This is a genomic window from Auritidibacter sp. NML120636 (assembly GCF_003185945.1).
In the GTDB taxonomy this organism is placed as follows: Bacteria; Actinomycetota; Actinomycetes; order Actinomycetales; family Micrococcaceae; genus Auritidibacter; species Auritidibacter ignavus.
This window is the reverse complement of sequence record NZ_QHLO01000002.1, coordinates 26,736-53,005: the sequence shown is the minus strand read 5'-3', so window position 1 is coordinate 53,005 and position 26,270 is coordinate 26,736. Positions and strand designations below refer to the sequence as shown.

Below are 26,270 nucleotides of genomic sequence, written 5' to 3'. Positions count from 1 at the left end.
TGGGGTTGGCACATCGGTTGTGGTCAGTGTACGGGAGGTGTTGGTCGGTGCTGGGTGGGTGCGAGCTGGTTGGCTACGAGCTGGAGCGAGACGTTAGTCGCCGGCGTGCTGGGTGACCACTTCGGTGACGATCTGGGCCATCACCTCATCGGCATCGGTCACCCCTTGCGCGGCGGCGGCCTCCGCCATGGTGGCCAGCCGTTGCGGATCGTTGAGCAACGCCGGTAAGTGGGTCCGGACCCACTCGTCGGTGAAGTCCTGGTCGTCTACCATCACTGCGGCCCCAGCATCGACGAGCCCGGCGCCGTTGAGGCGTTGCTCGCCGTTGCCGATCGGTAGCGGCACGAGGACAGCGGGTTTGCCCACGGCTGCCAACTCGCATACGGTGCCGGCTCCGGAGCGGGCTACCACCAGATCGGCGGCTTGAAAAACGGTTTCGAGCCCGTCGATATATTCGACTTGCCGGTACCCGTCCTGGCGGATCGGTGCGCCGTTCTCGTCCAATATGGTCTTGCCTTTTCCGGTCAGGTGCAGGATTTGGGCACCCGTGGCAGTCATCGCCTCACGGCTGGCAGCAATGGTCTCATTGAGGTGCTGGGCCCCGGAGGACCCACCGGTGACCACCACGGTGGTGCGGTCGGGGTCTAATCCAAGACTCTGACGTGCCCGGCGTTGTGCTGCGACGGAGGTGTCCAGGGTGGTGATTTCACGTCGCAGGGGCATGCCCACATGACGGGCACCAGGTAGCGGAGTACCTTCAAAGGCGGTGGCGACCGCGGCGGCCCGACGGGCACCGACCTTATTCGCCAGTCCGGGGCGAATATTGCCTTCGTGGACCACCACCGGGATCCGCTCGCGTTGTGCTGCCAAGTAGACGGGGGTCGCCGCGTATCCCCCCACGCCAACGACCACCTGCGCGCGCCTATCACGCAGGATCTCACGGGAGGCTTTGATCGCTGCACGCAACCGGAAAGGCATGGAGAACAGGTCCTTATTCACTGTTCGTGGCATCGGGACTTTGGGGATGGTTACTAACCGGAAGCCAGCTGCAGGCACCAGGTCGGCTTCGAGTCCTTCACGGGTACCGACCATGGTGATCTCAGCCTGTGGGTGGGCGCGCTGGATGGCCCGGGCGATTTGAATCATCGGTGACACATGGCCTGCGGTGCCACCGCCAGCCAAGACCACCCGGAGCACGGGTGGGGTGGCTGTTGAGGCGGTCGAAGTCGTGCCGGATCGTGGGCTCATCAGGAATTGACCTGCTTTCTACCAGGACGCCGCAGGGGCGAGGGTTTCTTCGGTGTGGTGCCAGGCACCGGGGCCGTCATCGACATGTCCTCGGTACCGGTGACTTCAGAGTGGTTGGCGTGGTGCTGTGTGCTGGGTCTTTCCGCATCGGCCGGCGGTGGCCCCAGCGGGGTGGTATCGTGGCTTGGCTCGTGCTCGGCCAGCTGGTCCCGGCGTTCTTGTCTGGTGAAGCTCAGCACTACCCCGACCGCCAACATGGCCATCATCATTGCCGAGCCACCGCGGGAGATAAACGGTAGTGGCACTCCGATGACCGGAAGCAGGCCGGTCACCATTGCGATATTCAAGAAGGCTTGGCCGATCAGCCAGGCGATAATGGCACCGGTGGTGATGCGCACGAAAGCGTGCTGGGTGCGAATAGCGACCCGAAACATCCCGATGGCCAGCACGATAAATAATGCCAGGGTAGCCAGTGCCCCCAGTAGCCCGAGTTCTTCACCGAGGATCGTGAAGATAAAGTCGTTTTCGGCTTCGGGGATATAGGACCATTTTTGACGCGATTGGCCCAATCCGACCCCCCACCAGCCTCCCGAGGCGAGGGCGTAGAAGCCGTGGTCGGACTGGTAGCACGGGTCCGAGGGATGATCGCAGTTACCGAACCAGGCGCCGATGCGCAACATGCGGTTATCGGACTGCATGGTGACCACCGCAACCCCGATTAGCCCGATTATTCCGGCCAGCGCGAGCCAACGGAACTTAATCCCTGCCATAAACAACAGCACGGCCAGCACCAGTAGCAAAACCAGCCCGGTGCCGAGATCTCGTCCCACCAGCACCAGGAGGATGATCATCCCGCCAACCGGCACCACCGGAAGCACCAGGTGTAACGGGTGGGTCGCATAGCGACCTTTGAGGGCGAGCACGTGGCCACCCCAGAGCGCCAGACCCAGCTTGGCTGCTTCAGCCGGCTGGAAAGAGAACCCGCCAATGCGCAACCAGTTACGATTCCCGTTAACTTCATGGCCCAGCGGGGTGAACACCAGGACCAACAGCAAGATGGAAGCGAGCACGATCCCCCAGGCCAAACGTCGCAGGGTTTCGGGTTTCAGTCGGGCGACCACCACCATCAGGATTACCCCGGCCAGGGCGTAAACCCCGTGGCTGAGCAGTGAGTCGTAGGACCCCACGGTGCCAATGTTTTCAACCGAGGAAGCCGAAAGCACCATCAACACTCCGAGAGCCGACAGCGCCAAGGTGGATCCCAGGATCAGCCAGTAGGAGGTTTTAGGCGATGACCCTTCAAGCCAGCGCCACACTCGTGAGTCCGAGGAGGAGTCAGCTGTGCTCATAACCTCGGTCTCCTGTCTGCGCTGGTGGTGGCTGAATGTCTACGACTCGTCGTCAGGTGCGTCGGTCGGCGGTGGGGCGATCCCCAGGTGTTGTCTCACGGCGTGCTGGAAGGCGTCGCCACGGTCTCCGTAGGAGCTGAACTGGTCGAAAGAGGCCGCAGCCGGAGAAAGCAACACCGTGTCTTCGTCGTCTGCCAGTTGCGCGGCCAACTCGACCACGTGCGTCATCACCGACCAGCCATCGGTGGGGTCACTGTTAGTGTCTCGCAGATACTGGGTGTAGACGGGGACCTCGGGTGCGTGTCGTGTGAGTGCCTCGGTCACAGGTGCTGGATCAAGACCGATCACGATAACAGCTTTCAGTCGCGAGGCGTGATCTTTCACCAGTTGGTCGTAGCTGAGTCCCTTGGGTAGGCCACCGGCCACCCAGATCACCGAGTTGAAGGCTTTCAGCGCCGCGTCGGTGGCATGCGGGTTGGTGGCCTTCGTATCGTCAATCCACAGGGTTTGCAGGGTCTCCCCCTGAGGCCCCCCAGCAATGAGTTCCACCCGGTGCGGTTCGGGAGCGTAGTTGCGTAGTCCCTGTTTCACCGCTTGGGGTGGGACGTCAATAGCCCGGACCAGCGCGGCGGCAGCCAGGGCGTTGGCGACCTGGTGCTCGGGGACGATCACGCCAATATCGGTAATGGCCGCCAGTTCCAAAGCGGAGTGGTGGCGGTCTTCCAAAAAGGCCCGGTCAACCAGCAACCCGTCGACCACGCCAAACATGGACCGAGCTGGTACGTCGGTGGTGAAGGAGATCGCGCGACAGCCTTCCTGCACATCGGCGTTTTCAACCATTCGCATCGTGGCCGGCTGGTTCTCGTTGAAAATACAGGCCACCCGGGTGTTCTCGTAAATCTTGGCTTTATCAGCGGCATAGTTATCGAAACCGCCGTGCCAGTCCAGGTGGTCTTCAGCTATGTTGAGCACCGCTGAGGCAGCTGGTTCGAAGTGGTGAGTCCAATGCAACTGGAAACTCGACAGCTCGATGATGAGCACATCGAAGCCTTCGGGACGGCGGATGGCATCCAGAATTGGGGTGCCGACATTGCCGACAGCAATGGCGTCGAGGCCGGCTGCTTGGGCCATGGACTCGGCCATGGTCACCACGGTGGTTTTTCCATTTGTTCCGGTCAGGGCCAGCCATTCAGCGGTGCGCCGACCCTCACGGATACGCACCCGCCAGGCCAAATCAATTTCTGACCAGATCGGTACCCCGGCGGTGGCTGCGGCAGCTAGGACGGGTTGAGCGGGGTTCCAGCCCGGCGAGGTGACCACCAACTCCAGGGGCCCGTCCCAGAGGTTCTCATCGGGTAGACCGGATACCGCCTGGTGACCGAGCAGTACCTCGCGCACGCCGACAATTTTCAGCGTGTCGGCGGCGTGACGGCGCTTGTCGTCGTCCTGGCCGTCAACCACCACGACCTCAGCGCCAAGTTCGGCCAGCGTGTCGGCCACCGAAAACCCGGTCACACCGAGCCCGGTGACCAGCACGCGAAGCCCGGCCCAGTCGGAGTCCCAGGTGGTCAGGGCCGATAGATCATGATGCACTGTCACCGCACGATCACCCATTCTGCGTAGAACATGGCCAGACCGGCCAGCGCGCACACCAATCCGACCAGCCAGAACCGAACGACCACGGTGACTTCGGCCCAGCCTTTGAGCTCAAAGTGGTGTTGTAACGGGGCCATCAGGAACACCCGCTTACCACCGGAGAGCTTGAAGTATCCGACCTGAATAATCACCGACAGCGCAATGGCCACCATCAACCCGGCCAAGACCACCAGCAACAATTCGGTGCGAGACAGAATTGCGAAGCCAGCCAGGGCACCACCCAGGGCCAACGAGCCGGTGTCTCCCATGAAAATTTTGGCAGGATTCGTGTTCCACCACAGGAATCCGATCAGACATCCGGTCAGGATAGCGGCCAGCAGGGCTAGGTCCATGGGATCGCGGGTCTGATAACACCCCGGCAGGTCTTCTGGCCCGCTACCGCAGGCCTGGTTGAGCTGGAAGACTGTGATAGCCCCGTAGGCCATGGTCACCAGCGCCACCGCGCCAGTGGCCAGACCGTCGAGCCCGTCGGTCAGGTTAACCGCGTTGGTGGTGGCGGTGGTGATCAAATTAGACCAGATCACAAACAGCACTACACCCACCACAGGTCCGGCAAAGGCCAGGTCGATACTGGTGTCGCGGAAGACAGAGATCGCAGTGGAGCCGGGAGTTAGTCCTCGGTCGTCGGGGAAGTTGAGCACCAGGATTGCAAAAGCAATACCAACCACGCCCTGCAGGATGATCTTGGCCCAGGCAGTCAGTCCCAACGAGCGTTGATTAGAGATCTTCGCGAAGTCGTCAAAGAAGCCGACCAGCCCCATTCCGGCGGTCAAAAACAGCAAGAGGAGCCCGGAGGCGGTGACTCCGGCATTGCCCAGCCCCATCAGGGACATGATGCCGTGGGTCAGGAAGTAAACGATCACCAGGTTCCCGACAATCACTGCCCCACCCATCGTGGGCGTACCGCGTTTGGTCTGGTGGCTGGTGGGCCCATCTTCACGGATGAATTGGCCGTAGTGTTTTTTCACCAAGACTTTGACCAGTAGCGGGGTGCCAATCAATGTCAGCACTAGCCCGAGCGCCAGCCCGATCAGGAGTCCGATCACTGCAGGTCACCTTGCCTTGGGGTTGTTGGGTCAGCGGTGAGCCGGTCTGCAAGTTTCCACAGGCCGGTCGAGTTCGATCCTTTAATAAATACAATGTCGCCGGGCTGAAGGCGCTGGTTGAGTAACTGTTCGGCCTCGTCGATGTCAGCCACATGGTCCACTTCGTCGCCCCAGGAGCCTTCCATAACCGCTCCAGTATAGAGCGGTCTGGCTTGTTGTCCGACCACCACCAGCTGCGAAATATTCAACCGGACCACGGCTTCACCGATGTGGATATGCTCTTTGATGCTGTTGGAACCCAGCTCGAGCATCTCCCCGAGCACCGCCCAGGTCCGCCGGCCGGTGCTACGTCCGGTGAGGGCCAATGTTTTCAGTCCGGCCCGCATGGATTCGGGATTGGCGTTATACGAGTCGTCGATGATGGTAATGCCGTCTGCTCGGTCGGTGCGGGCCATCCGGTGCTTCGAGACTGGCCCGCGTCCGTGCAGGAGGCCCCCGACCGTCTCCGGGTCGAGACCTGCCGTCACAGCCACGGCAGCGGTTGCAGCCAGATTCGTGGCGTGGTGGATACCGGTCAGTCCGCTGGTGACATAAGCTGTCGTCAGTTGTAGATCCGCCGGCTGCCCGGTGGGATTATATCCCAGGTAGAAGTGGGGGCGTTCGTTGTCGTCGGTGCTCAACTCGGCGGTGTAGACAATGGGTGCGTAGGCACTGTCATGGCGGTTGGCGGTGGAAAACCACAGCACCTCAGCCCCCTCGGGGACACGCTCTGCCATGGAGGCCACGCGCGGGTCATCAGCGTTGAGCACAGCGACCCCACCCTGGCTGAGACCTTCAACAATTTCGCCCTTCGTTTTGACAATATTCTCCACCGACCCGAAGGAGGCGGTGTGCGCGGAGCCAACGGTCAGTGCCACGGAGATATCCGGGCGCACCATCCGGCACAGGTCGGCAATATTGCCCACATGGTCGGCTCCCATTTCGACCACTAGATACCGGGTGGTGAGGCTGGCGCGGAAGATGGTCAACGGCACGCCCACTTCACCGTTATAGGAGTTTTGTGGGGCGATAACCGCGTCCGGGTCATCGGAGGCGACCGCCTCGGACAACAGCCCAGCGAGGAGATCCTTGGTGGTGGTTTTTCCGACCGAGCCGGTAATGCCAATCACCGTAGTGGGTGAATGTTCACGAATCCGGGCCACAATGTATTCGGCGAGATCACCCATGGCGACCACCGTGTCAGCGACGATAATGCCGGGAACCGGGGTCCCGTTGTCATCGGAGACTTCGCGTTGCCCCAGCATCAGTTTCGCCCCGCGCTCCCGTGCGCTGAGCACAAAGTCGTGACCGTCGGCAAATTCTCCCGGTTTGGCCACAAACAGGCCACCGGCGGTGATCTCGCGGGAGTCGGTGGTAGCTGAGTTAACGCTCGTGTCCGGATCGGTGCCAGCAACGAGCTGACCACCGGTCGCATCGGCAATCTGAGCAGCGGTGAGTTCAATCATAACGAGATGAGTTTATCCGTTACGGCTTTCGACCTGCTCACGACGCGACGAGTCGTCTCGTATTGTGACATATCCGTAATCCATCAGAGCCTGTTCTAAGGCCACTCGGTCGTCGAGCTCTACCGAGTGGGTGCCAAAGTCCTGGGAGGTCTCGTGCCCGCGACCGGCGGCCAGGATGATGTCGTGTTCTCCCGCCAGCTCTACGGCGTACGCCAGGGCCTTGTTGCGCGGGGCGATTTCGTGCAATGCGGTATCCAGCCCGTGTTCCTCGATGCTTTGGCGGGCCCCGGCCATTACGTCCAAGCGGATGGCAGTCGGGTCCTCGGAGTGCGGATCGTCATCGGAGACAATGACAATGTCGGCTCCGCGCACCGCAATGTCTCCCATCACCGCACGTTTAGTGGTATCGCGTTCGCCGGTGGCACCGAAGACCAGGATGGTTTTGCCCGGGTGCTCTGCAATCTGGTGTGCTTGGTTGACCGCTTCCAGGGCCTGGTAGAGCCCGTCAGGGTTATGGGCAAAGTCGACAATGGTGGTAGGAGCATTGGCGACAATTTCCATCCGCCCGGGCACCCGCACCGCACGGAAGGCACCGGGCTGGTCTTGGGTGGTTTCAGTCAACACGTTGGTGATCTCATCCCAGCGTTCGGTGGGATATCCGGTGAACAGCATCACGGCGGCCAGGGCGGCGTTGGCGACATTGAATTCACCGGGTAGGCCCACAGCGAGGTCGAGACAGAACCCGTCCCGGTGTTGCAACGTAAACACCGATCCTAGCCGGCGTGGCTGCAGATCGGTCACCTGCCAGATGGCGGGAATCTCTGCTTTGGTCAGCGCCGGATCAGCGATCTCGTGGGAGACGGCCGCTGGGCCGAGATCCAAGGTAATCACATGGTCGCCAAATGTATCGTCGCCATAGGCGGCCAACGCATGCTGGGCCATGTGGTAGCCGTAGTCGATCTGTGGGCCACCGTTGAGAGTGATCACCGAGGTCTGGGAATATTCGGGGGTGAACAGTTGCGCTTTGGCCAGGAAGTACTCCTGCATGCTCCCGTGCAGGTCCAGGTGATCCTGGGTGAGGTTGGTGAATCCGGACACAGCGAACTGCACGCCAGCCACCCGGCGATAAGACAGCGAATGGGAAGAGACTTCCATGGCGGTGGCTTGAATCTCACGCTCGCGCATGCTGGCTAATAACGCGTGCAGGTCGGGTGCTTCCGGGGTGGTGAATTTAGCCGGCACGTTGGCCCCACCGACCTGGATCTCGATCGTGCCGACTAGCCCGGTGGTCAACCCCATACCAGATAGCCCGGATTCCAGCAGGTAGGTCGTCGTCGTCTTGCCGTTGGTGCCGGTGACCGCATAGATCTGCGGGGCCCCGGGCGTGGCGACGGTGCCGTAGATCAGTGCCGAGACCGCACCGATCACCTCGCGGACCTGCTTGACCACAATGACCGGCAGTTGCTGACCCGAGGGATATTCGCGCAGGATTTCCAAGCCTTCCGCATCGGTCAGGATGGCGACAGCGGGGGCGGCCACTGCGGTTTCGATAAACCGTGCGCCATGGACTTTCGCGCCGGGGACCCCAATGTAGAGGTCTCCGGATTGCACGTCGCGCGAATCCAACGCCACACCGGTAATTTCCGGGGTGTCCGTGCTGTGGGTTTGGGATGACTCGTCCTGGCCCGGGGGCACCACAATGGCCGGGGAGCCGGCCTGCTCGAGCACCGCAAGTACCTCGTCGATGCTATAGGCAGGCTGGTGCTCTGGTCGGAAGGAGGGGTTGTGTTGAGTCAAAGGATCTACCATGGGCGCTTCTGTGGGTCGTCGACAAATACGTCGTAGGCTTGCGAATCGGTTGTGGAGTGAGGCACCGAGTTCTTATTCAGAACGTAGGACATTACATCTGCTGCAGTATCGGTGACCTGCCAGGATTTCCAATTCCCCTCGGGGCGATACACCGTAACGGACACCACGTACTCGGGGTCTTCCAGCGGTGCCACCATCGCGTAGGTGGTGACGTGGCTATCATAGCCACCCGATTCACCGGCGACCTGACCGGTACCTGTTTTACCGCCAACCCGGTAACCGGGAATCTTGGAGGCACCACCGCTGCCGTTTTCGACCACGCCCTCCATGAGTTTCAGCATCTCGTCGGCGGTTTCTTCGCTGATCACCCGCTGGTCTTCACCGCCATCGTAGGCGTGCTCGGTACCGTCGGGGTCCACGTAGGCGTCAATGAGTCGCGGATTCTTGCGCACTCCCCCGTTGGCCACGGTCTGGAAGATTTGGGCAGTGTGCAGGGCGGTCACGGAGTAGCCCTGACCGAACGTGGTGGTGAACTGTTGACGGCGGTCCCAGTCTTGCCAGTTGGCAAACTGCCCGGAAGAGGAATAGGGCAATCCGAGATCGATCGGATCTCCGATACCGAATTTTTTCATGTAGTCGTACCGCTGTTCTTTACTCAGCGTTTCGGCCACCTGCACCGTGCCGGTGTTATAGGACCGGGCGAAGATCCCGGCGGTGGTCATGTCATAGGTATCGTGCGGCATCGAGTCATTAATGACCTCGTGATCGAACTCCTGCTTATTCGGCACGGTATGGGGAGTAGTCGGGCCGACACCCCCTTCGTTCAGCGCGGCCGCAAAAATCGAGACTTTTCCGGTCGAGCCGGGTTCATAGGCCTGAGTCACCGAGGTAGGGCGCCAAAACAGTGAATCCGTTTTCGATGGATCGGAAGGATCAACCGTGGTGGAATCCGCGAGAGCGAGAATATTGCCGGTCTTGACTTCCTGGACCACAATATTGCCCCATTCGGCGTTGTACTCATCGACCTTTTCTGCGATCGCTTCCTGGGCGTACCACGAAACATCCTGGTCAATGGTCAACCGCAGGTCTTGGCCGTCGACCGGCTCGGTTTCTTCAAACGTGGCATGAGGGATCCGTACCCCGTTGGCGGCGATTTCAAACGTTCGCTCCCCGGGGGTACCTTCCAGAGAGGCTTCCTGGGATTGTTCCAATCCCTCCAGCCCGTGGCCTTCTTGGCCCAAGAAGCCCAAAATATTACCGGCCACGGCGCCATTGGGGTAACTACGCTCGGCGACAGGTTCAGCAATCAGACCGGGAATGTCCAGATCCAAAGCTTCATCACGGACCTCGGGGGTGACCCCGCGGGTGATGATTTGGTAGGGGCTATCACCCATCATTAATGCCCGCAGATCATCTGGGTCCATGTCCAGAATGGTGGCCAGTTCATCGATCCGATCATCGATGTCGTATTCTTGATACGAGCGACTTTCTTCGTCCCAGACGCGATAATCCTCGTTCAAGCGTTGATCGGCCACCAAGTTATAGCGGGACACTGATTCGGCGAGCACGTTGCCGTTCTTATCCAGGATCGAACCGCGTTCGGCCGGCAACGGAACCGACCGCAGCCGTTCATTCATGGCTTCATCGGCAAAACCTGCCGCATCGACCCCCTGAACCCAGACCAGACGAGTGGCGAGGACCCCTAGCAACACCAGAGCGACGGCAATGATCCACCGAATCCGCAGACGCGTGGTCATCGCGGGGTGCTGATGTTGTGATGTCATGCCACACTCATCCTTTAACGTTCTAGCCTGTTCGTCATCACTGCTGTGACTGGTTGGCCCTTGTTGGCCATGGCACCTCGTGGAAGGCATCAGGGGATGCTGATCTGAGGCGACGACATCCTCGTCTCATCCAATTCTGCATCACCGTTGGCCGATGACTCGGACCTTTGGCTCGTGTCGGAGGGACGACCAATCTCAGGGCCGTCCACCTTGCGGTCAATCTCGAGAGTTTTCGGGACCGGTTTGGCATCCACAGCCACCGGCTCTTCGCGTGCTTGGCGTTGGGATTCCGCGACCTCGACCTGGCGTCCTTCCGAGGCCGCAACCGTAGGTGATCCCACGAACTCCGTCGGGACGTTGTCGTCAGACGCCGCTTCGGTGGTACCCGAGATTTTCCCGCTGTCGAGATTGATGGAGGCGGAGGCTCCTGGCAACACCATTCCCATGTCGACGGCCTTCTGTGCCAGATTCTGAGGAGCTGCCAGATGAGCGACTTGCTGTTCGAGGTCCTCATTCTTTTCGCGTAACTCCGAGGTCTGAGAGTTCAAATCCAACAGCTCGTACTGTTTATTGGAGACCGAAATATTGATGACCAACACGACAATCAATGCCGCCAGTAGCACAGCAACGGAAAAGATGACTGTCCCCATGGGAGTGGCTCGCAACGGAGCCGTGACCACAGCAAGGTGGGGACGACGTCGCGTGGCTGTCTCGTGTTTTGGCTGGGTCGTCGGTAGTGGGGCCTTGACGGCACTCGAACCGTTGACCACAGGAAGCTTATCGGCCGTTACCGACGAGGCTGTCTGGCGGATGCTCTGGGGGGAAGCGCTCATCCGTTACTCCTGGTGGGTCTAATTTTTTCAATGACCCGGACGCGGGCGGCTGCAGCCCGGGGATTCTGCTCGATCTCAGTCGGTGTGGGTTTTTCCGTCCCTTTGCTGAGAATTTTCACCACCGGCGCGTACTCTTCGACTTCCACGGGGAACCCAGCAGGAGTCAGTGATTGCGCCTGGTGTTGAATAGCTTTTTTGACGATTTTGTCCTCTAGGGATTGGTAGCTCATGACCACCATGCGTGCGCCGATCGTCAGGACCGCCATGGCAGCGGGTATAGCGCGGGTGAGGACCTCGAGTTCGTGATTGACTTCCACGCGTAGGGCTTGGAAGGTTCGTTTGGCCGGATGACTGCCTCGGTGCGCCGCGGCAGCTGGGATAGCGCGGATAATCGTCTCAACTAGTTCTTGACTGCCACGATACGGGCGCTGTCGTCGCGTTTTGACGATCTCTGTGGCAATTCGTCGGGCGAATTTTTCATCGCCGTAGTTGCGCAACACTCGTTCCAGGTCGGCTTCCGAGTACGTGTTAACCACGTCGGCGGCGGTGAGCTGATCGGTGGGGTCCATGCGCATATCCAGCGGAGCGTCATAGGAGTAGGCAAAGCCACGGGATGGTTCATCGAGCTGATAGGACGAGACACCTAGATCAAACAGGATTCCGTCAACGCCGTCCAACCGGGTCTGCAGTTGCGTCTCGGCGGCCTGGATCGCAGCAGAGATTTCATCGTAGGTGCCGTGAAAACTCACCAGCCGGTCGGAAAACTCCCCAAGCCGTTGTTGTGCCATCTGCAGAGCCTGAGTGTCACGGTCAATGCCGATTATTCTCAGATCGGGATTATCGGAGAGCAAACGGTGAGTGTGCCCGCCCATACCCAGCGTGGCATCGATGACCACTGGGCGACGCTTCTCAGACCGCGCAACCGCCAGCCCCTCATTCAGATAGGACACCACGCGATCGATCATCACAGGAGTGTGGCGACGTGCAGCGTTTTCGTCCGGTGATACGGAATGATGCACGGTCGCCTCCTTCACTGATCCGATGCGCGTTACTCCTCTAGACGGTTCTTGATCCAGATCCCCAGCCGGATACCCTGGCCCAGGGGAAGACAGGCCAGCGAATCCTTCGGCTGGAGGTCTGAATCAAGACACCACGTTCGAGATGTCCCCATCTCGTCTGTTCAGTTATGGTCGGACCGTTTTAGAAGATTCCGGGAAGAACTTCCTCATCGGTTTCCGAGAAGGCAGTTTCTTGTTCCTCGAGGTAGTTGTTCCAGGACTCAAGATCCCAAATCTCAGCGCGTGTACCAGCACCGATGACCGCGACATCCCGGTCGAGACCGGCATATTCGCGCAGTGACACCGGAATAGTGATCCGTCCCTGCTTATCCGGTACTTCGTCCGAAGCACCCGAGAGGAAGACACGGATGTAGTCGCGTGCTTGGCGTGATGACAGTGGCGCTGAACGCATCTGTTCATGCACTCGTTCAAACTCCCGAGCCGAGAACACATAAACGCAATGCTCTTGACCGCGAGTGAGAACGAGCCCATTGGCCAATTCCTCCCGGAATTTCGCCGGAAGAATCAGTCGTGACTTCTCATCAAGGCGAGGAGTGTAGGTGCCCAAAAACATGACCCCACCACCTCTTCCTTGTTGAGTGTCTCAGAGCGTCCTCTGAGCCACCGCCCTCTACCTGCCTCCACTTTACCCCACTTCGCTCCCCCCGCAACCAAATCCGGGCGTTTTCAACTCAAAAAATGCTGAGAATTCTCGAGAGCACGGACGATGCAGCCACCGAAATTTCCCCAAAATCGGCATGATTCTGCGGTTAAACGGACGGTAGAGCACAGTGGGGATGACCTTGGGAGCAAAGTGGAGGGATTTTTCGCACAGGCCGTCAAGCGTCGTTAAAAAAACCGTCGACGCCAGCACCACCGGCTGCCAACAGCAAGGTGGAAGGCCGCTGCTGGCGACGACAGTCAACCCCATCGAGATCGGCCAAATGCGCGTGATCATGCGGATCCAGCGCAAACATCGAGGTTTTGTCCACCGAGTTCTTGAACGCCCGGTCAGCTCTTGCCCCCATGGGCAGACAGACCTCGCTGCCCGAGTGGAGGAAGGTGGAGGGGAGAATGCGGAGGGCGGTGGGGTGGGGTGTGGAGCACTATAAGCAGACCAGTTAAGCGCATGAAAAAACCGTGTCGCCGATGCGTGATCCGCACTGCGGACACATCAGGCGACACGGCCTTTTGTCTGAAGTTTTTGCCGCGTCGTTGAGACGCGGTTAGGGCTGTTGGTTACGACGCTGTTCCCAACGCTCTTCAAGACCGCTCATGAAACCCGACGATTGCTTAGACGAGGACTTCTTGGACTGACCTGTTGAGTCTGACGCGTTGGCCTTTTCGGTTTTGCCACGCAGCGTCGTGAAAAAGACACCACCGGCCATCATGACGAACCCGAGAACACCAACCCAGATCTGGTTAATGGTCACCCCGGTAAGGAGCACGACCAAACCGACCACGGCAATCAGCACGCCCAAGACGATATTTCGAGTGGAGAGCTTCCGGGCGGAGGAACCCTCTTGTATCTCCATCTGTGACGCAAACTGAGGGTCGTCACTGAGTTGCTGCTCAAGTTGGGCAAGAACCTCTTGTTCACGCTCTGATAACGCCACGATAGCCTCCTCGTCCAGCACATCAACCCGGAAAATGCGCTTCGACCACTGTCCTTGTACCTATAGTAAGTCTTATAGCTGGAAGAACGCCAAAAAAGCAGAAATACTTCCCGAGGCCTTGATCACTCGGAATCTTCACCGATTCGTTCTTGTCGGTGATGTTTAAGTAACGTAGCTGGTTTCAGCCCAGCATCAGGGAATTTGGTGTGGATTTCGTCCATCACAGCATCGGTTCTAGCCAGAGACTCCCCGGAGTTTCTGCGGTCAGACGGCTGTGAGTCTTCACTGACGTGCCAGGAAAACAAAGCCTCCTGTGCGGTGGCGGTTTCGTCGCTTGTCTCAAGGGAATCGGCATCGATCAGGCGTTCCCCACGCACCCCTAGGAGGCGCAATGGGTGCCACCGTTGTTGCATCAGCTCAGCCAAGAGCTCCTCGGCGACCGTAACGATCTGTGCACCCGAGGCGGTGGGGTGCCTCAGTCCCCGGGACTTATTGCGAGTGGCGCGGTGGTCATCTTTGACCTTCACCACAATACCTCGAGCCTGGGCGCCTTCGCTCCGTAGCCGGCGAGCGCATTCATAACTGAGATCGAGCAGATATCGGTGCACTTGCTCAGCGGAGACCAGGTCCTGATCAAAGGTATGCTCGACGCCGACTGATTTCGAGTCGCGTTGTGGCACCACCGGTCGCGGATCAATACCACGGGCCAACTGGACGAGATCGGGACCGACCACCCCCAGCCACCGACGCATTCGTTGCGGGTCCTGAGTTGCCAGATCACCAACCGTGAGGATATTGGCACTCTGGAACCGTTCGAAGAGTTTCGGCCCAACGCCCCAAATGACATTCACCGGCAGAGGGGCGAGGTATTCGGCTGTTTGTATTGCCGGGACCACACCTAACCCATCGGGTTTTGACCGGGTGGACGCAATCTTGGCCACGGATTTGTTCATCGCGACCCCGACGGTAGCTGCCAAACCTGTTCTCTCACGCACTGCCTCCTTGACCTGCACTGCGATCTCTGCCGGAGGACCGAGGCGTCTACGCGCTCCTGAAATATCGAGGAAAGCTTCATCAATAGAGAGCCGTTCCACCAACGGGGTGAAAGAGGTCCAGATCTCAGTTAGTTGAGCCGAAATGGCCGTGTACTTCTCCCGGTGTGGTTCCAGGACCTCCACCTGAGGGTACAGAGCTTGAGCGTGTGCGAGGGGCATCGCTGATTTGATGCCATATGCACGAGCCTCATAGGAAGCCGAGGTCACCACCGATCGAGGGCCATGGTGCGCCACCACAGCGGGTTTGCCTGCCAATTCGGGGCGTTGCAATAACTCCACTGACAAAAAGAACGCGTCCATATCAATATGCAAAATGGTGGAATCCCAGCTGGGGTCTTGCTGTTGATTCCTGTCTGTCTGCGCGCCCATGTCTCCACTGTAGTCACATGGCAGGTAGCGTGGGAGCAGAGCGCCGCCGACCACGTTGGCATCAAGGTAGGAGTATCGTGTCGTCCCAAGCATCCTCATCCGCCGGCAGAACTGCCGAACAGTTTCGTACCAAGCTTGCCTCCTATCTGGACACGTTTCTTCAGCAGTACCGTGACCGGGCTGAGCAGATGTCCGAACAAGCGGTTGACCTGGTCGATGAAATCTCCCGTTTGTGCTCCGGCGGTAAACGCGTTCGCGGTTTGCTCGCTTGGTATGGCTGGCGAGCTGCTGGGGGCTCAGCAACAGATCACCGCATCGTTGAAGCAGCGGCAGCATTGGAACTTTTTCAGGCTGCTGCCCTGATTCACGATGACATTGTGGACCGCTCCGATACCCGTCGCGGTGGCCCCTCGGTCCATAAATCCTTTGAGGCCTTGCACAGCATCAAAGGTTGGACTCAGGATGGCTCTCACTTTGGCGTAGCCGCCGCGGTTCTGGCCGGAGATCTGGCCCTGTCGGCCAGTGAAGAGTGCTTTAGCGCCGTGGCGGATGCCACCCCGTATGCAGCAACCGCCACCTCGGCATTTCAAATGATGCGCTTCGAAGTGATGACCGGGCAGTATCTGGATCTCGTCTCGGAAGTAGATGTATCCGCTATTTCTGCTGAAGCAATGTTGCAAAGGGCTCGCACTGTGCTACGCCATAAATCAGCCCACTACACCACCGTGTGGCCGTTTGAAATCGGTGCTATTCTCGCTGGGGCCGATGAAAATACCCTGAAAAAACTACGACGTTTTTCCACCCCCCTTGGCATTGCCTTCCAGCTTCAGGACGATATTCTCGGCGTCTTTGGCGATCCCGAACTGACCGGAAAACCCGCGGGAGATGATCTTCGGGAAGGCAAGCGGACCGAGTTGGTCGCTCACGCGCTGTTATCCCTGGACGCCGCCGGCCGAGAAACGTTGACCTCAGCTTTAGGGACCGAGGACCTCAATGATGTCTCGGTGGCTGAGATTCAAGATCTTCTCAAAGACTCAGGTGCCCTGCAACGTGTGACAACGGAGGTCTCACAGCTCGGTTCGGAAGCGCTAACCAACCTGAATAATCTCAACCTCGATGATCGCACCCGATCCGAGATCATCGATCTGACCCAACGGCTCCTGCACCGCAAGAGCTGACCTGTCAGCGTTACTGTCCTGTGAGCCAGTTACCAGGCCAACGCCTGTGCGCGACGCCGGATTTCAGCCTTCTGACCAGCGCGCAACGCATCAATAGGACGACCCGGAAGCGACTCGTCCTCGGTAAACAACCAGCGCACGATGCCTTCGTCATCAAACCCTGAATCCGACAGCACGATAATGGTCCCTTTGAGCGAGCCTAATAAACCTCGGTCGTCGAAGAACTGCGCCGGCACGCTCCGCACGTTATTCTCTCCGCGACGCAGAGCGATCAGACGGCAGTCACGAATCATGTTGTGAACCTTGGTGACCACCACGCCCAAACGCTCTGCGACCTCTGGCAGGGTTAACCATTCCCCGACCAGGTGATCGAGATCTGATGTTTCTGCTTCTTGAGTCATGCCTTAAAACTATCGGATAACCATCAATTCACAATGCCCCATGTCACCCGGGAATCACGCATTCTCCGGATTTCGCGAACATTGCACGGCGTGTCGCTAAAAAAGTGTCTCCCTCACTTCACATTAGCCCCATCAGTGTTGTAACTTTACATAGGTAACATTTTCATCAACAACACCTTGTTGCTACTCCTGTCACATTGATCTCGGGAGAACTTCCCCTGGCTACAGGTGCCTGACGCAAGAGGATATATCTATGTCTCAGCGCGCATCCGGTGCCTCCCGGCTCTATACGACCGCCATCGCAGGGACCACGTTGCCCCTGGTCACTCTGGGGTCCGTGGCCGCAGCACATGCTGACGTTCCCGCGGTCCAATTCGAACCAAAGACCGCGTCGCCAGCCAATATTGCCTCCGCACAGCAGATCATCACCAAGCGGGTCAGCGCTTCCCGAGGCACTGTGACCGAGCTCCCGGCCTCTCTGAGTTCAGCTAAAATCCCGGCCGGGCGTCAGTCTGAAAAGATTTACACCGTGAAACCTGGTGACACTCTTTCTCACATTGCCGCCCGGAACAACGTTTCGTTGTCTCAGCTGCTACGCTGGAACCCGGACCTGAGCACGCGTTCTGTGATCTACCCGGGACAGAAAATCAAGCTCTCCGGCACCAGCACCGGCTCAAAGACCCCCTCACGTCCAGCAACGAACACAAAAACCACCTCCGGCAACGCAGGCTCATCACAGTCCTCGACCTATACCGTCAAACGAGGAGACACCCTCTCCGGCATCGCCGCCCGCCACGGAGTCTCACTCTCGACACTGCTCAACGCCAACAGACTAAAAGTCAGCTCCCCCATCTATCCGGGTCAGCAACTCAAGCTCTCCGGGTCATCAAAAGCAACCACCGGATCCGTCGGAACCGCAAGCGGGTCCACCAACTCGGGCTCCGGCCAGCCGAAGCAGTTGGTGGGTAATACGTTCTTGCACTACACCTACCCGGATCACGTGGTAGCGAATGCGAATGCGAATAAGCAGGCTCTACTCAATGCTCCAACCCCTTCCCGGGCGGAGGTGCAAGCGATGGTGCGTGACACCGCCATCCGCATGGGCGTCGATCCGAAACTCGCGTTGGCTCACGCCATGGCAGAGTCGAGTTTCGATGCCACCGCGGTCTCCCCGGCCAACGCTATTGGTGTGATGCAGGTGATTCCGTCCTCCGGTGAATGGGCATCCCAGATGGTTGGTCGGAAACTGAACTTATTAAATCCTCAGGACAATATCACTGCGGGGATCGCCATCATCCGCCACTTGCAACGGACTTCCAGTTCCCTGGACTTTGGCATTGCCTCCTACTATCAGGGACAGGCCGGGGTGCGGAAGAACGGTATGTACCCCGACACCAAGGACTATGTGAAGAAGGTCCGCGGTTACATGCAACGGTTCTAAACCGGCTGAAAGCCACCCCGCTCGGCGCTGTCTCATCAACCATTAAGACTCAGCCATTATCCTGGTGGGGTGACGTCCTCAGCTCAAGACACTCTGATCGGGGTACTGGTCGACGACCGGTACCGGATTCTCGATCGACTAGCTCGTGGCGGGATGTCGACGGTCTACCGGGCCCTCGACACCCGCCTCGATCGCGAAGTTGCGCTGAAAGTCCTGTATCCGCACCTAGCCGAAGACCGTGCGTTAGTGGCTCGATTCGAACAAGAAGCCAAGACAGCTGCGAAACTTTCCCACCCCAACGTCGTCAACGTCTATGACCAAGGCGAGGGGCACACTCCCACAGGAACTGTGGTCTACTTGGCCATGGAGTATGTCAGTGGTTTTACCCTGCGTACCGTAGCGACCCGTCAGGGCGCGCTGAAACCGGATACCGCGATGACATACCTCACCGCGATGGTCCGCGGTATTGCCGCTGCGCATCAAGCGGGACTGATTCACCGCGATATTAAGCCAGAGAACGTTTTGGTGTGTCCTGAAGATGGTCGCATCAAGGTGGCAGACTTTGGCCTGGCGCGCGCCGCCACACAACACACCGGCACCGGGGCCACGTTGATGGGTACGGTGGCCTATATTTCGCCCGAACTAGTTTCGGGGAAGAAAGCCGACCAGCGTTCCGATGTTTATGCCACCGGTATCGTTGCCTACGAGCTACTGACCGGGCGTCAGCCTTTCGTCGGCGATACCGCCGTACAGGTAGCGTTCCAGCACGTCAATGCGCGAGTGCCATCGCCCGCCAATCTGGTCCCGGAGTTACCCGAATTGCTCGTCGACTTCGTGTTGGCATGTACGGAGCCAACCCCGGAAGACCGACCCCACGATGCCCTAGAAATGCTCACCATGCTCGATGCCGCCCAACAGTCGCTAGACGCTCTGGGTCATCCCGCGTTGAGTCCCCGACAGGTGGTGCAAGACTCGGCTGGAATTGTCCTGCCCACCCCACCGACAAGCCCGCCTTCACAACAGCAACCGACACCAGCTCATCCCACCAGGATGAGCCCGGAGGATGACGCTACCGCTGTGGTGGCCCCCGAAACCGACGCAACGGTTCCGGTAACCTCAGCACCGGTTTCAGCACACGACGACGATGCAACACAGCAACCACAGCATCCAAGTGCCACCACGCAACGGTGGGTTGCTGATTCTCCGGAGGTAATGCCTCCAGCAGACCGCACCACTATTTACGCCCAAGCCACTCCTCGACCGCCAGAGACGACCCCCTCGGCTTCCGCACCCCAATCGTCCTCCATGGCCACGCCACGGCAACCCCGGCTCAAAGGACGGGCACTGACACCCACACACCGACTGTCTCAGCCCGAACCACTGCGCGGGCTGATGATCAGCATTGTGATCGTGATGCTCGCAGCCGTTGCTTTACTCGTCGGCTGGATGCTGGCCGGACATTTATTCCTCAGCACTAATCTTGGTATTCCTGCCCTTTCAGCACAGGCCGAGGTTCCCGTACGGGCCGAGATGGACAGCATACCCCCGGAAACCTGGTGCAAGTTCTCGACGGTTTCCGAGGGCGATAACTGATTGATGGTGACTTAGTGGCGTGCGTCGTTTCGCGGGTGGGACAGAGCCTCGGAAACTAAAAACGCTAATTCCAGCGACTGCTGATGGTTCAGGCGCGGGTCACACAGGGTCTCATATCGATCAGCGAAGGCCGATTCGTCAATCGCGCCGGCACCGCCCAAGCATTCGGCGACATCGTCACCGGTCATTTCCACGTGCATACCGCCGGGGTGGGTGCCTAAGGCGTGGTGGACTTCGAAGAAGCCCCGCAACTCATCGACAACATCGTCAAAGCGACGGGTCTTGTATCCATTGGCTGCGGTCACCGTGTTGCCGTGCATCGGGTCGGTCACCCACAGCGGGGTGGCTCCCGAGTCACGAACGGCTTCGACCAACGGCGGGAGGTTCTCCCGAATCTTGGATGCGCCCATCCGGGAGATGAAGGTGATGCGTCCCGGCTCGCGCTCTGGGTCGAGCTTATCAAGTAGCTGTAGTGCGTCCTCAGGTGTGGTGTTCGGGCCTAGCTTGACCCCAATCGGGTTGCGCACCTTGGACAGGAACTCCACGTGAGCCCCGTCAATGTCGCGGGTGCGCTCCCCGACCCACAGGAAGTGTCCGGAGGTGGCGTAGGGCAGACCAGTACGTGAGTCCAACCTGGTCAGGGCACGTTCGTAATCCAGCAACAACGCTTCATGGGCAGCGAAGAATTCGGTGGTGCGTAGCGCCGTGAAATCCGCCCCGGCTGCGGCCATGAACCGCACGGCACGGTCGATTTCTCCGGCGAGTTCGTCGTAGCGAGCGTAGGCCGGGTTGGACATAAAACCTTTATTCCAGGCGTGCACAGCCCGTAGGTCGGCAAAACCTCCCTGGGTGAAAGCACGAATAAGGTTCAGGGTCGATGCCGAGGTGTGGTAGGCCTTGAGCATCCGTTCCGGATCATGGCGGCGGGCTTCTTCGGTGAATTCGAAGCCGTTGACGATCTCGCCGCGGAAACTGGGCAAGGTCACTCCATCACGGGTTTCGGTGTCCGAGGAACGGGGCTTAGCGAACTGGCCTGCCATCCGGCCCATTTTCACCACTGGCATGGACGCGCCGTAAGTCAGCACCACCGCCATCTGCAGTAGGGTTTTGACGCGATCGGAAATTTTATTCGCGGTGGCTCCGGCAAAGGTTTCGGCGCAGTCACCGCCTTGGAGCACGAAGGCGTCTCCGGCTGCGGCGGTGGCCAACCGCGAGCGCAATACGTCAACCTCGCCGGCGAAAACGAGCGGAGGCACCACGGATAGTTCATCAATCACGTGCTGTGCGAGCTCGGGGTCATACCACTCAGGAGCCTGTTTGATGGGCTTGGCCTGATAGTCGTCCAATCCTGGATACTGTGCGGCACCTTCAGAGAAGGTGGTTCCGAACGGTTGCACTCCTGCTGTGGCGTCAAAACTCATAGAATGAGTCTACGAAGTTGAGGACCGGTTGTCAGGTGCATGAATCTAAAAGACAAACCTCCCGAGAAGACCCCGGGGAGAAGGAGAACAACCGTGACGAGTAACCCGCAGCAACAGCCCCTGGACCTGGTGGGCCGTCCTTCAGGGATGCTGGCCGAAACGAGCACCGGTGTCTCGATGACGGCGGTAATTTTCCACGGTTTTACGTCTGGCCCGGCCTCCATCGCTCCGTGGGCTTATGACTTGGCCGAACATGGCGTCAACGTGGTCGCTCCCTTACTTCCCGGACACGGGACGCAGTGGCAAGATCTTGCCCGCACCAGCGCCGACGAGATTCGTGCCGCAGCGGCAACCACCGTCTTAGCGGTTCTCGACCGCCAGGGCCAGCAACGCCATGCCGGACACACCACCCGGCTAGTGGTGGGCGGACTATCCATGGGAGGCCTCCTGGCTCTAGATGCGGCCGCGCATCTGCCTGAAATTGACCGAGTATTTCTGGTCAATCCCGCGCTTGAACTTCACAGATGGACCAGCATCGCCGCATGGTTCACGCCGTTGCTGGCCCCTCTGGTACCCAACATTGGATCCATCGCTGACGATATAGCCGATCCATACGCGCTGTCTTCTGACACCGAGACACCGCTGTCAGAACATGCCTATCCGCGGACCCCGCTGGCTGCGGTCGAGCAACTCGCCCGTTTGATGCGCACCATACGTGGCGAGCTCTCAAAGATTTCCACCCCGGTGACCGTCTACCGTTCTACCGAAGATCAGCTGGTCTCAGATCGGTCCCTGTCGACCTTGCGTCGGCACATGGCAACAGAGCTTTTGGAGATCGTTCCACTACCCCATTCTCGTCACGTGGCGACACTGGACGCCGATGCTACGCTGATACACCAACACAGTCGCGCAACGCTATTACACGAATTCAGTCTGACCAGAGCCGGGAGAGCAGATGCCTGATCGTTCACCTGATGAGCCACACAGCGAGGAGCAACGGTGGCGGGACATCGTCTTAGAGCTCGGTGGGAGCGACACGCAGGCCACAGCGCCGGCTCCCGTCGACAGGACAGCTCACCAACACGGCGAAACCTCCACCACAACAACGCCCCGCGGACCAAGGGATTACACTCTGGCCGAGGAACCCGATGACGATTTCGTCCCGGCGACACCCCGGCCGATTTTTTCTGGTTCTCCCCGTGCTGTGCTGTCCTGGGTCACCGTCATCGGTATCCCCCTGATCTTTTTCGTGCTCTGGGTACTACCCGGCGTGCAGCTATCGTGGTGGTTCACGACAGGACTGTGGTTCGCCTGGTTCGGGGCCGCGGTCAGTTTATTTTATCTGTTACCGCGAGATCGATATAGTCGCCGAGACAGTGATGATGACTATGGGAGTGGGGCCAGGGTTTAAGTTACCGGCTTGTTTTTGGCTCCCTGACTTGCAGTGTAGGCGGAATCCGCTCCGTGCTAAGAGGTTACCCGTCTTTCGTAAATCCTGGCCATACGGACTAATATTGTGAGTTGATACACATCTCTCTAGCCACATTTTGGACAGCGCCAGGAGGATTTTTATGAAAGAAATCGTCACCGAATCAGCCAGGACCGTTGATCGGACGGAAAATATCACCGATTTGCTCGAGCACCAAGTGGTAGCGGATCGCAACCGCGCTCTTTTTGCTCGGCAAACTTCTCCTGGCGAATGGACCGACATTTCCTCTGCGACCTTCCAGGCCGAGGTGAAAGAACTCGCTCGGGCTCTGGCCGGCATCGGCATTGCACCTGGTGACCGAGTGGGCATCATGTCCGCCACCCGCTACGAATGGACGCTGGCCGATTTCGCCATCTGGTACGCCGGAGCGGTGACTGTCCCGATTTACGAAACCTCATCGCCGTCGCAGGTGGCCTGGATTCTGGAAGACTCCGGTATTAAAGCTGTGCTGGCAGAAAACCCCACTCACCAGCAGGTCGTCGAGCGAGCAGTGCGCCAAGAAAATCTCGACCCTCTAGTGGGCATCTGGCTCTTCGACGAAAACCTCGACGAACTGCGTGCTCACAGCCAAGAAGGCCCCGACGCCGAGGAAATGGAACGGCGTCGCACTATTGCCACACTGGAAGACCTAGCGACGGTAATTTACACTTCGGGCACCACCGGCAAACCGAAGGGGTGTGAACTCACGCACGGCAACTTCTCCGAACTCTCCCAGCAAGTCCTGTCCACAGAACTGGGCGACGTGGTGCGTCCGGGACACTCCACGGTGCTATTTATCCCCCTAGCTCACGTCTTCGCCCGTTTTATCGCGGTAATCGCTGTAGCCGGGGGCGCCCGGGTGGGACACACCGCCAATATCAAACAGCTGGTCCCAGATTTGCAGAGTTTCAAACCAGACTTCCTGTTGGCCGTGCCCCGGGTATTTGAGAAGGTCTACAACGCTGCGAAAATGAAGGCCGATGACTCCGGCCGTGGCAAGATCTTCGAAGCCGGCGCCCAGACCGCGGTGGATTATTCGACCGCTCTACAAGATGGCAAGGTACCCCTCGGCCTCAAGCTCAAGCACGCTCTGTTCGATAAACTTCTCTACAACAAGATCAAAGACGCCATGGGCGGTCGAGTGACCCACGCGGTCTCCGGAGGTGGCCCGCTCGGTGCCCGATTGGGGCACTTCTTCCGGGGTGTGGGGGTCACCATTCTAGAAGGCTACGGACTCACCGAGACCACTGCTCCGATCACCGTCAGCATGCCCTCGGAACTGCGCATCGGTAGTGTGGGACGCCCCATCCCGGGTAACGCCATCAAGATTGCCGACGACGGTGAAGTACTGGCCAAGGGTGTCTCCGTGATGCGTGGCTACCGCAACCGTCCTGACCTGGCCGACAGCACCTTCACCGACGGCTGGTTTGCCACCGGTGATCTCGGCGAGCTAGATGAGGACGGGTACCTGTCCATCACCGGCCGGAAGAAAGAACTGATTGTCACCGCCGGTGGTAAGAACGTTTCGCCCTCACAGCTGGAAGACGTGTTACGTTCCGACGTGTTGGTCTCTCAGGCCATCGTGATTGGTGATCAGCGTCCCTTCGTGGCCGCCCTCGTTACCATCGATGAAGAAACCGCCCCGGACTGGTTGCGTCAGCAGAAGCTGGACCCGGAGATGTCAATCAAGGAGATGTCCCAGCATCCCGACATCATTGCCCACGTCCAGACACTGGTGGACAAGGCCAATGACACCGTGTCTCGGGCCGAATCAATCCGTGAGTTCCGCATTACCACCGAGGACTTCACCGTGGAGTCCGGACAGATGACCCCGTCGTTGAAGATCAAACGTGAGGTCGTCACCCGCGACTACGAGGACCTGATCGAAGAGATCTATGCCAAGCCCAAGCCGAAAACCTCCTAAGCTGGGGTCAGACCAGCCCGGAATCCGGGACCTCCAAACCCAGCAGTGCGTTTTCGACAACTTCCGCCAAAGCCGGGTGAATCCAATACTGGCCGCGTGCCATCGTGTGGGCGTCGATGCCGAGGCTCATTGCTTGAACCAACGGCTGAATCAGGTTTGAGGAGTCCTCACCGATCAGGTGGGCACCTAACAGGGTTCCGGTACTGCGTTGGGCAATGAGTTTTACGAAGCCGAAGGCATCTCCCATCGCCCAACCATAGGCAACATCGGCGTACTGCTGGACCTTGATCGTGAGATCATCGTCGCCGTATTGGGCGCGGGCCTGTGCCTCGGTGAGTCCAGCACTGGCTATTTGGGGCCGGGAGAACACTGCGGCCGGAACCGGGTCCAGCCGGGCGGGCTTAAGCTGGTCCGGGTGGTCCATATTGTGATTGACCACCCGCTGTTCGTGATTGGCCACGTGCTTGAGCTGGTGGTCATTGGTGATATCGCCCAGCGCCCAGACCCCGGGCAATACCTCACCGTTGGAGAGCACCCGTAAATACGGGTCGGTGGAAATGCGGTGGTGTTCGTTGGTATCAATGCCGGCGGCGGTCAGGTTCAGTCGGTCGGTATTCGGCACCCGGCCGGTGGCGATCAGCACCACATCGGTTTGCACACTGAGATCCGCGCTCTGGGACTGATCGGCAGAGTTCTCTTCGGTGTTGACTGCAGTAAAATCAGCAACCACCTGATCCCCGTCAGTTTGGCGGATACCGTTGAGTGTATACCCGGTGGTGAGCTGCCATTGTTCCTGGGCTCGTTGGGTAAAGGCCGCCGAGATCTCCTCATCCTGGTGACGTAAAAGCCGGGGACTGCGGTTGACCTGGTGCACGGTCGAACCGAGACCGGAAAAAATGGCGGCAAATTCGGCGGCGATATATCCCCCACCAATGATCAGGATGTGCTCAGGCAATTGTTCGAGACGCATCACCGTATCGGAGGTGTGGACCTGTGGCAGATCCACACCGGGCACGTCAGGAATCCGCGGACGCGACCCGGCGGCAATCACGATCTGTTCGGCTTCGATCACCCGACCCGATGCGCTGGTGAGCTGGCGTGGTCCGGTGAAATGGACTTCTTCAGCAATCAGAGTCGTGTGTTCGAGTTCTTCATCGCGGTAGGCACGCCCTGAGTCAGAGATCGCGTCAATGCGGGAGAATACTCTGTCTCGCAGTCCCGACCAGTCAGCCCCATTGAAACTGACATCGACGTTAACCTCCGCGGCAGGTTCTGGGGTGGAGGCCACGGTGGAAGGATAGACATACATTTTGGTGGGGATACACCCTTTATTCAGACAGGTCCCACCAAATACCCCGGAATCGATCATGGCGACCTTCTTGTCATCCCAGCTCTCGGTGATCACCGAGTTTCCAGAACCAGACCCGATAATCGCTAAATCGTAATGTTCAACGCTCATACCCCCATCCTAGTGGGTGCCTGTCAGGGTGAAGAGGCCGCTGAAACATCACCACCT

The 26,270-nt window shown here is 59.1% G+C and carries 22 protein-coding genes; 6 read left to right on the top strand and 16 right to left on the bottom strand.

The genetic code is table 11. The features are described 5' to 3' along the window. Positions 1–93 precede the first annotated feature (93 nt). The 13 genes from murG to dinB form a co-directional block, all read right to left on the bottom strand. Positions 94–1,248, bottom strand: a complete 1,155-nt coding sequence (murG, locus tag DCC25_RS02090; protein WP_110100443.1) for an undecaprenyldiphospho-muramoylpentapeptide beta-N-acetylglucosaminyltransferase — start codon at positions 1,246–1,248, stop codon at positions 94–96. Continuing rightward, positions 1,248–2,597: a putative lipid II flippase FtsW gene (ftsW, locus tag DCC25_RS02085; RefSeq protein ID WP_208392065.1), complete on the bottom strand. Its 1,350-nt coding sequence runs from the start codon at positions 2,595–2,597 to the stop codon at positions 1,248–1,250. The genes murG and ftsW overlap by 1 nt, the downstream gene beginning before the upstream one ends. Before the next feature lie 39 nt (positions 2,598–2,636). Continuing rightward, complete coding sequence (gene murD, locus DCC25_RS02080; protein WP_110099323.1) at positions 2,637–4,211, bottom strand: UDP-N-acetylmuramoyl-L-alanine--D-glutamate ligase; 1,575 nt, start codon at positions 4,209–4,211, stop codon at positions 2,637–2,639. Next, entirely contained in the window at positions 4,193–5,299 is a 1,107-nt protein-coding gene (mraY, locus tag DCC25_RS02075; RefSeq protein ID WP_110099367.1) for a phospho-N-acetylmuramoyl-pentapeptide-transferase, read from the bottom strand. Before mraY ends, murD begins: the two co-directional genes overlap by 19 nt. After that, positions 5,296–6,804 carry a UDP-N-acetylmuramoyl-tripeptide--D-alanyl-D-alanine ligase gene (gene murF, locus DCC25_RS02070; RefSeq protein ID WP_110099322.1) on the bottom strand — a complete coding sequence of 503 codons (1,509 nt, stop codon included), beginning with the start codon at positions 6,802–6,804 and terminating at the stop codon, positions 5,296–5,298. The genes mraY and murF overlap by 4 nt, the downstream gene beginning before the upstream one ends. A 12-nt stretch (positions 6,805–6,816) precedes the next feature. After that, positions 6,817–8,601 carry a Mur ligase family protein gene (locus DCC25_RS02065; protein WP_233487852.1) on the bottom strand — a complete coding sequence of 595 codons (1,785 nt, stop codon included), beginning with the start codon at positions 8,599–8,601 and terminating at the stop codon, positions 6,817–6,819. 5 nt (positions 8,602–8,606) lie between these two features. Beyond that, positions 8,607–10,397, bottom strand: coding sequence for a penicillin-binding protein 2 (locus tag DCC25_RS02060; RefSeq protein WP_110100441.1), 1,791 nt, complete (start codon positions 10,395–10,397; stop codon positions 8,607–8,609). An 89-nt stretch (positions 10,398–10,486) separates the two neighbouring features. Next, entirely contained in the window at positions 10,487–11,230 is a 744-nt protein-coding gene (locus tag DCC25_RS02055; protein ID WP_110100440.1) for a cell division protein FtsL, read from the bottom strand. Next, on the bottom strand, positions 11,227–12,249 hold the full coding sequence (gene rsmH, locus DCC25_RS02050; protein ID WP_255410739.1) for a 16S rRNA (cytosine(1402)-N(4))-methyltransferase RsmH: 1,023 nt from the start codon (positions 12,247–12,249) through the stop codon (positions 11,227–11,229). The genes DCC25_RS02055 and rsmH overlap by 4 nt, the downstream gene beginning before the upstream one ends. Positions 12,250–12,430: 181 nt before the next feature. Continuing rightward, positions 12,431–12,862: a division/cell wall cluster transcriptional repressor MraZ gene (gene mraZ / locus DCC25_RS02045; RefSeq protein ID WP_110099318.1), complete on the bottom strand. Its 432-nt coding sequence runs from the start codon at positions 12,860–12,862 to the stop codon at positions 12,431–12,433. A gap of 265 nt (positions 12,863–13,127) precedes the next feature. Further along, complete coding sequence (locus DCC25_RS02040) at positions 13,128–13,316, bottom strand: hypothetical protein (protein ID WP_110099317.1); 189 nt, start codon at positions 13,314–13,316, stop codon at positions 13,128–13,130. 198 nt (positions 13,317–13,514) lie between these two features. Next, a complete protein-coding gene (locus DCC25_RS02035; RefSeq protein ID WP_110099365.1) occupies positions 13,515–13,904 on the bottom strand; it encodes a DUF3040 domain-containing protein in 390 nt (129 codons plus the stop codon). A gap of 122 nt (positions 13,905–14,026) precedes the next feature. After that, on the bottom strand, positions 14,027–15,421 hold the full coding sequence (gene dinB / locus DCC25_RS02030; RefSeq protein WP_233242845.1) for a DNA polymerase IV: 1,395 nt from the start codon (positions 15,419–15,421) through the stop codon (positions 14,027–14,029). Between dinB and DCC25_RS02025 the strand changes: the two genes are divergently transcribed. Beyond that, complete coding sequence (locus tag DCC25_RS02025) at positions 15,406–16,506, top strand: polyprenyl synthetase family protein (RefSeq protein ID WP_233242844.1); 1,101 nt, start codon at positions 15,406–15,408, stop codon at positions 16,504–16,506. The two genes, dinB and DCC25_RS02025, sit on opposite strands and share 16 nt — an antisense overlap. A gap of 29 nt (positions 16,507–16,535) precedes the next feature. Here the strand turns inward: DCC25_RS02025 and DCC25_RS02020 are convergent, their stop codons facing one another. Further along, positions 16,536–16,907 carry an Rv2175c family DNA-binding protein gene (locus DCC25_RS02020; protein ID WP_110100439.1) on the bottom strand — a complete coding sequence of 124 codons (372 nt, stop codon included), beginning with the start codon at positions 16,905–16,907 and terminating at the stop codon, positions 16,536–16,538. A gap of 253 nt (positions 16,908–17,160) precedes the next feature. Between DCC25_RS02020 and DCC25_RS02015 the strand changes: the two genes are divergently transcribed. Together DCC25_RS02015 and DCC25_RS02010 are read left to right on the top strand one after the other, a co-directional pair. Continuing rightward, entirely contained in the window at positions 17,161–18,348 is a 1,188-nt protein-coding gene (locus DCC25_RS02015; RefSeq protein WP_110100438.1) for a LysM peptidoglycan-binding domain-containing protein, read from the top strand. A 69-nt stretch (positions 18,349–18,417) separates the two neighbouring features. Next, positions 18,418–19,941, top strand: coding sequence for a protein kinase (locus tag DCC25_RS02010; RefSeq protein ID WP_233487850.1), 1,524 nt, complete (start codon positions 18,418–18,420; stop codon positions 19,939–19,941). A gap of 11 nt (positions 19,942–19,952) precedes the next feature. Here DCC25_RS02010 and DCC25_RS02005 read toward each other — a convergent pair whose 3' ends face one another. Beyond that, the gene (locus tag DCC25_RS02005; protein ID WP_110099314.1) at positions 19,953–21,362 is read right to left on the bottom strand and encodes a class II 3-deoxy-7-phosphoheptulonate synthase; all 1,410 of its coding nucleotides are present in this window, start codon (positions 21,360–21,362) and stop codon (positions 19,953–19,955) included. Positions 21,363–21,455: 93 nt separating this feature from the next. Here DCC25_RS02005 and DCC25_RS02000 point away from each other — a divergent pair, with 93 nt between their 5' ends. The 3 genes from DCC25_RS02000 to DCC25_RS01990 all read left to right on the top strand — a co-directional run bounded on the left by DCC25_RS02000 (position 21,456) and on the right by DCC25_RS01990 (position 24,754). Next, the gene (locus DCC25_RS02000) at positions 21,456–22,325 is read left to right on the top strand and encodes a carboxylesterase (RefSeq protein ID WP_158524702.1); all 870 of its coding nucleotides are present in this window, start codon (positions 21,456–21,458) and stop codon (positions 22,323–22,325) included. Beyond that, entirely contained in the window at positions 22,318–22,773 is a 456-nt protein-coding gene (locus tag DCC25_RS01995) for a hypothetical protein (protein WP_110100436.1), read from the top strand. The genes DCC25_RS02000 and DCC25_RS01995 overlap by 8 nt, the downstream gene beginning before the upstream one ends. A gap of 160 nt (positions 22,774–22,933) precedes the next feature. Further along, positions 22,934–24,754 carry a long-chain fatty acid--CoA ligase gene (locus tag DCC25_RS01990; RefSeq protein ID WP_110099311.1) on the top strand — a complete coding sequence of 607 codons (1,821 nt, stop codon included), beginning with the start codon at positions 22,934–22,936 and terminating at the stop codon, positions 24,752–24,754. Positions 24,755–24,761: 7 nt separating this feature from the next. Here DCC25_RS01990 and DCC25_RS01985 read toward each other — a convergent pair whose 3' ends face one another. Then, positions 24,762–26,213: a mycothione reductase gene (locus tag DCC25_RS01985; protein ID WP_110100435.1), complete on the bottom strand. Its 1,452-nt coding sequence runs from the start codon at positions 26,211–26,213 to the stop codon at positions 24,762–24,764. Positions 26,214–26,270: the final 57 nt, after the last annotated feature.

What these genes read in the sequence shown, in the direction of transcription:
- ftsW (WP_208392065.1), bottom strand. Translation starts at nt 2,597, where the DNA reads ATGAGCACAGCTGACTCCTCCTCGGACTCACGAGTGTGGCGCTGGCTT.
- DCC25_RS02040 (WP_110099317.1), bottom strand. Translation starts at nt 13,316, where the DNA reads ATGGGGGCAAGAGCTGACCGGGCGTTCAAGAACTCGGTGGACAAAACC.
- mraZ (WP_110099318.1), bottom strand. Translation starts at nt 12,862, where the DNA reads ATGTTTTTGGGCACCTACACTCCTCGCCTTGATGAGAAGTCACGACTG.
- DCC25_RS02005 (WP_110099314.1), bottom strand. Translation starts at nt 21,362, where the DNA reads ATGAGTTTTGACGCCACAGCAGGAGTGCAACCGTTCGGAACCACCTTC.
- DCC25_RS02020 (WP_110100439.1), bottom strand. Translation starts at nt 16,907, where the DNA reads ATGACTCAAGAAGCAGAAACATCAGATCTCGATCACCTGGTCGGGGAA.
- murD (WP_110099323.1), bottom strand. Translation starts at nt 4,211, where the DNA reads ATGGGTGATCGTGCGGTGACAGTGCATCATGATCTATCGGCCCTGACC.
- DCC25_RS02015 (WP_110100438.1), top strand. Translation starts at nt 17,161, where the DNA reads ATGTCTCAGCGCGCATCCGGTGCCTCCCGGCTCTATACGACCGCCATC.
- murF (WP_110099322.1), bottom strand. Translation starts at nt 6,804, where the DNA reads ATGATTGAACTCACCGCTGCTCAGATTGCCGATGCGACCGGTGGTCAG.
- murG (WP_110100443.1), bottom strand. Translation starts at nt 1,248, where the DNA reads ATGAGCCCACGATCCGGCACGACTTCGACCGCCTCAACAGCCACCCCA.
- DCC25_RS02055 (WP_110100440.1), bottom strand. Translation starts at nt 11,230, where the DNA reads ATGAGCGCTTCCCCCCAGAGCATCCGCCAGACAGCCTCGTCGGTAACG.
- dinB (WP_233242845.1), bottom strand. Translation starts at nt 15,421, where the DNA reads ATGCTTGGGACGACACGATACTCCTACCTTGATGCCAACGTGGTCGGC.
- DCC25_RS02060 (WP_110100441.1), bottom strand. Translation starts at nt 10,397, where the DNA reads ATGACATCACAACATCAGCACCCCGCGATGACCACGCGTCTGCGGATT.
- DCC25_RS01990 (WP_110099311.1), top strand. Translation starts at nt 22,934, where the DNA reads ATGAAAGAAATCGTCACCGAATCAGCCAGGACCGTTGATCGGACGGAA.
- DCC25_RS01985 (WP_110100435.1), bottom strand. Translation starts at nt 26,213, where the DNA reads ATGAGCGTTGAACATTACGATTTAGCGATTATCGGGTCTGGTTCTGGA.
- DCC25_RS01995 (WP_110100436.1), top strand. Translation starts at nt 22,318, where the DNA reads ATGCCTGATCGTTCACCTGATGAGCCACACAGCGAGGAGCAACGGTGG.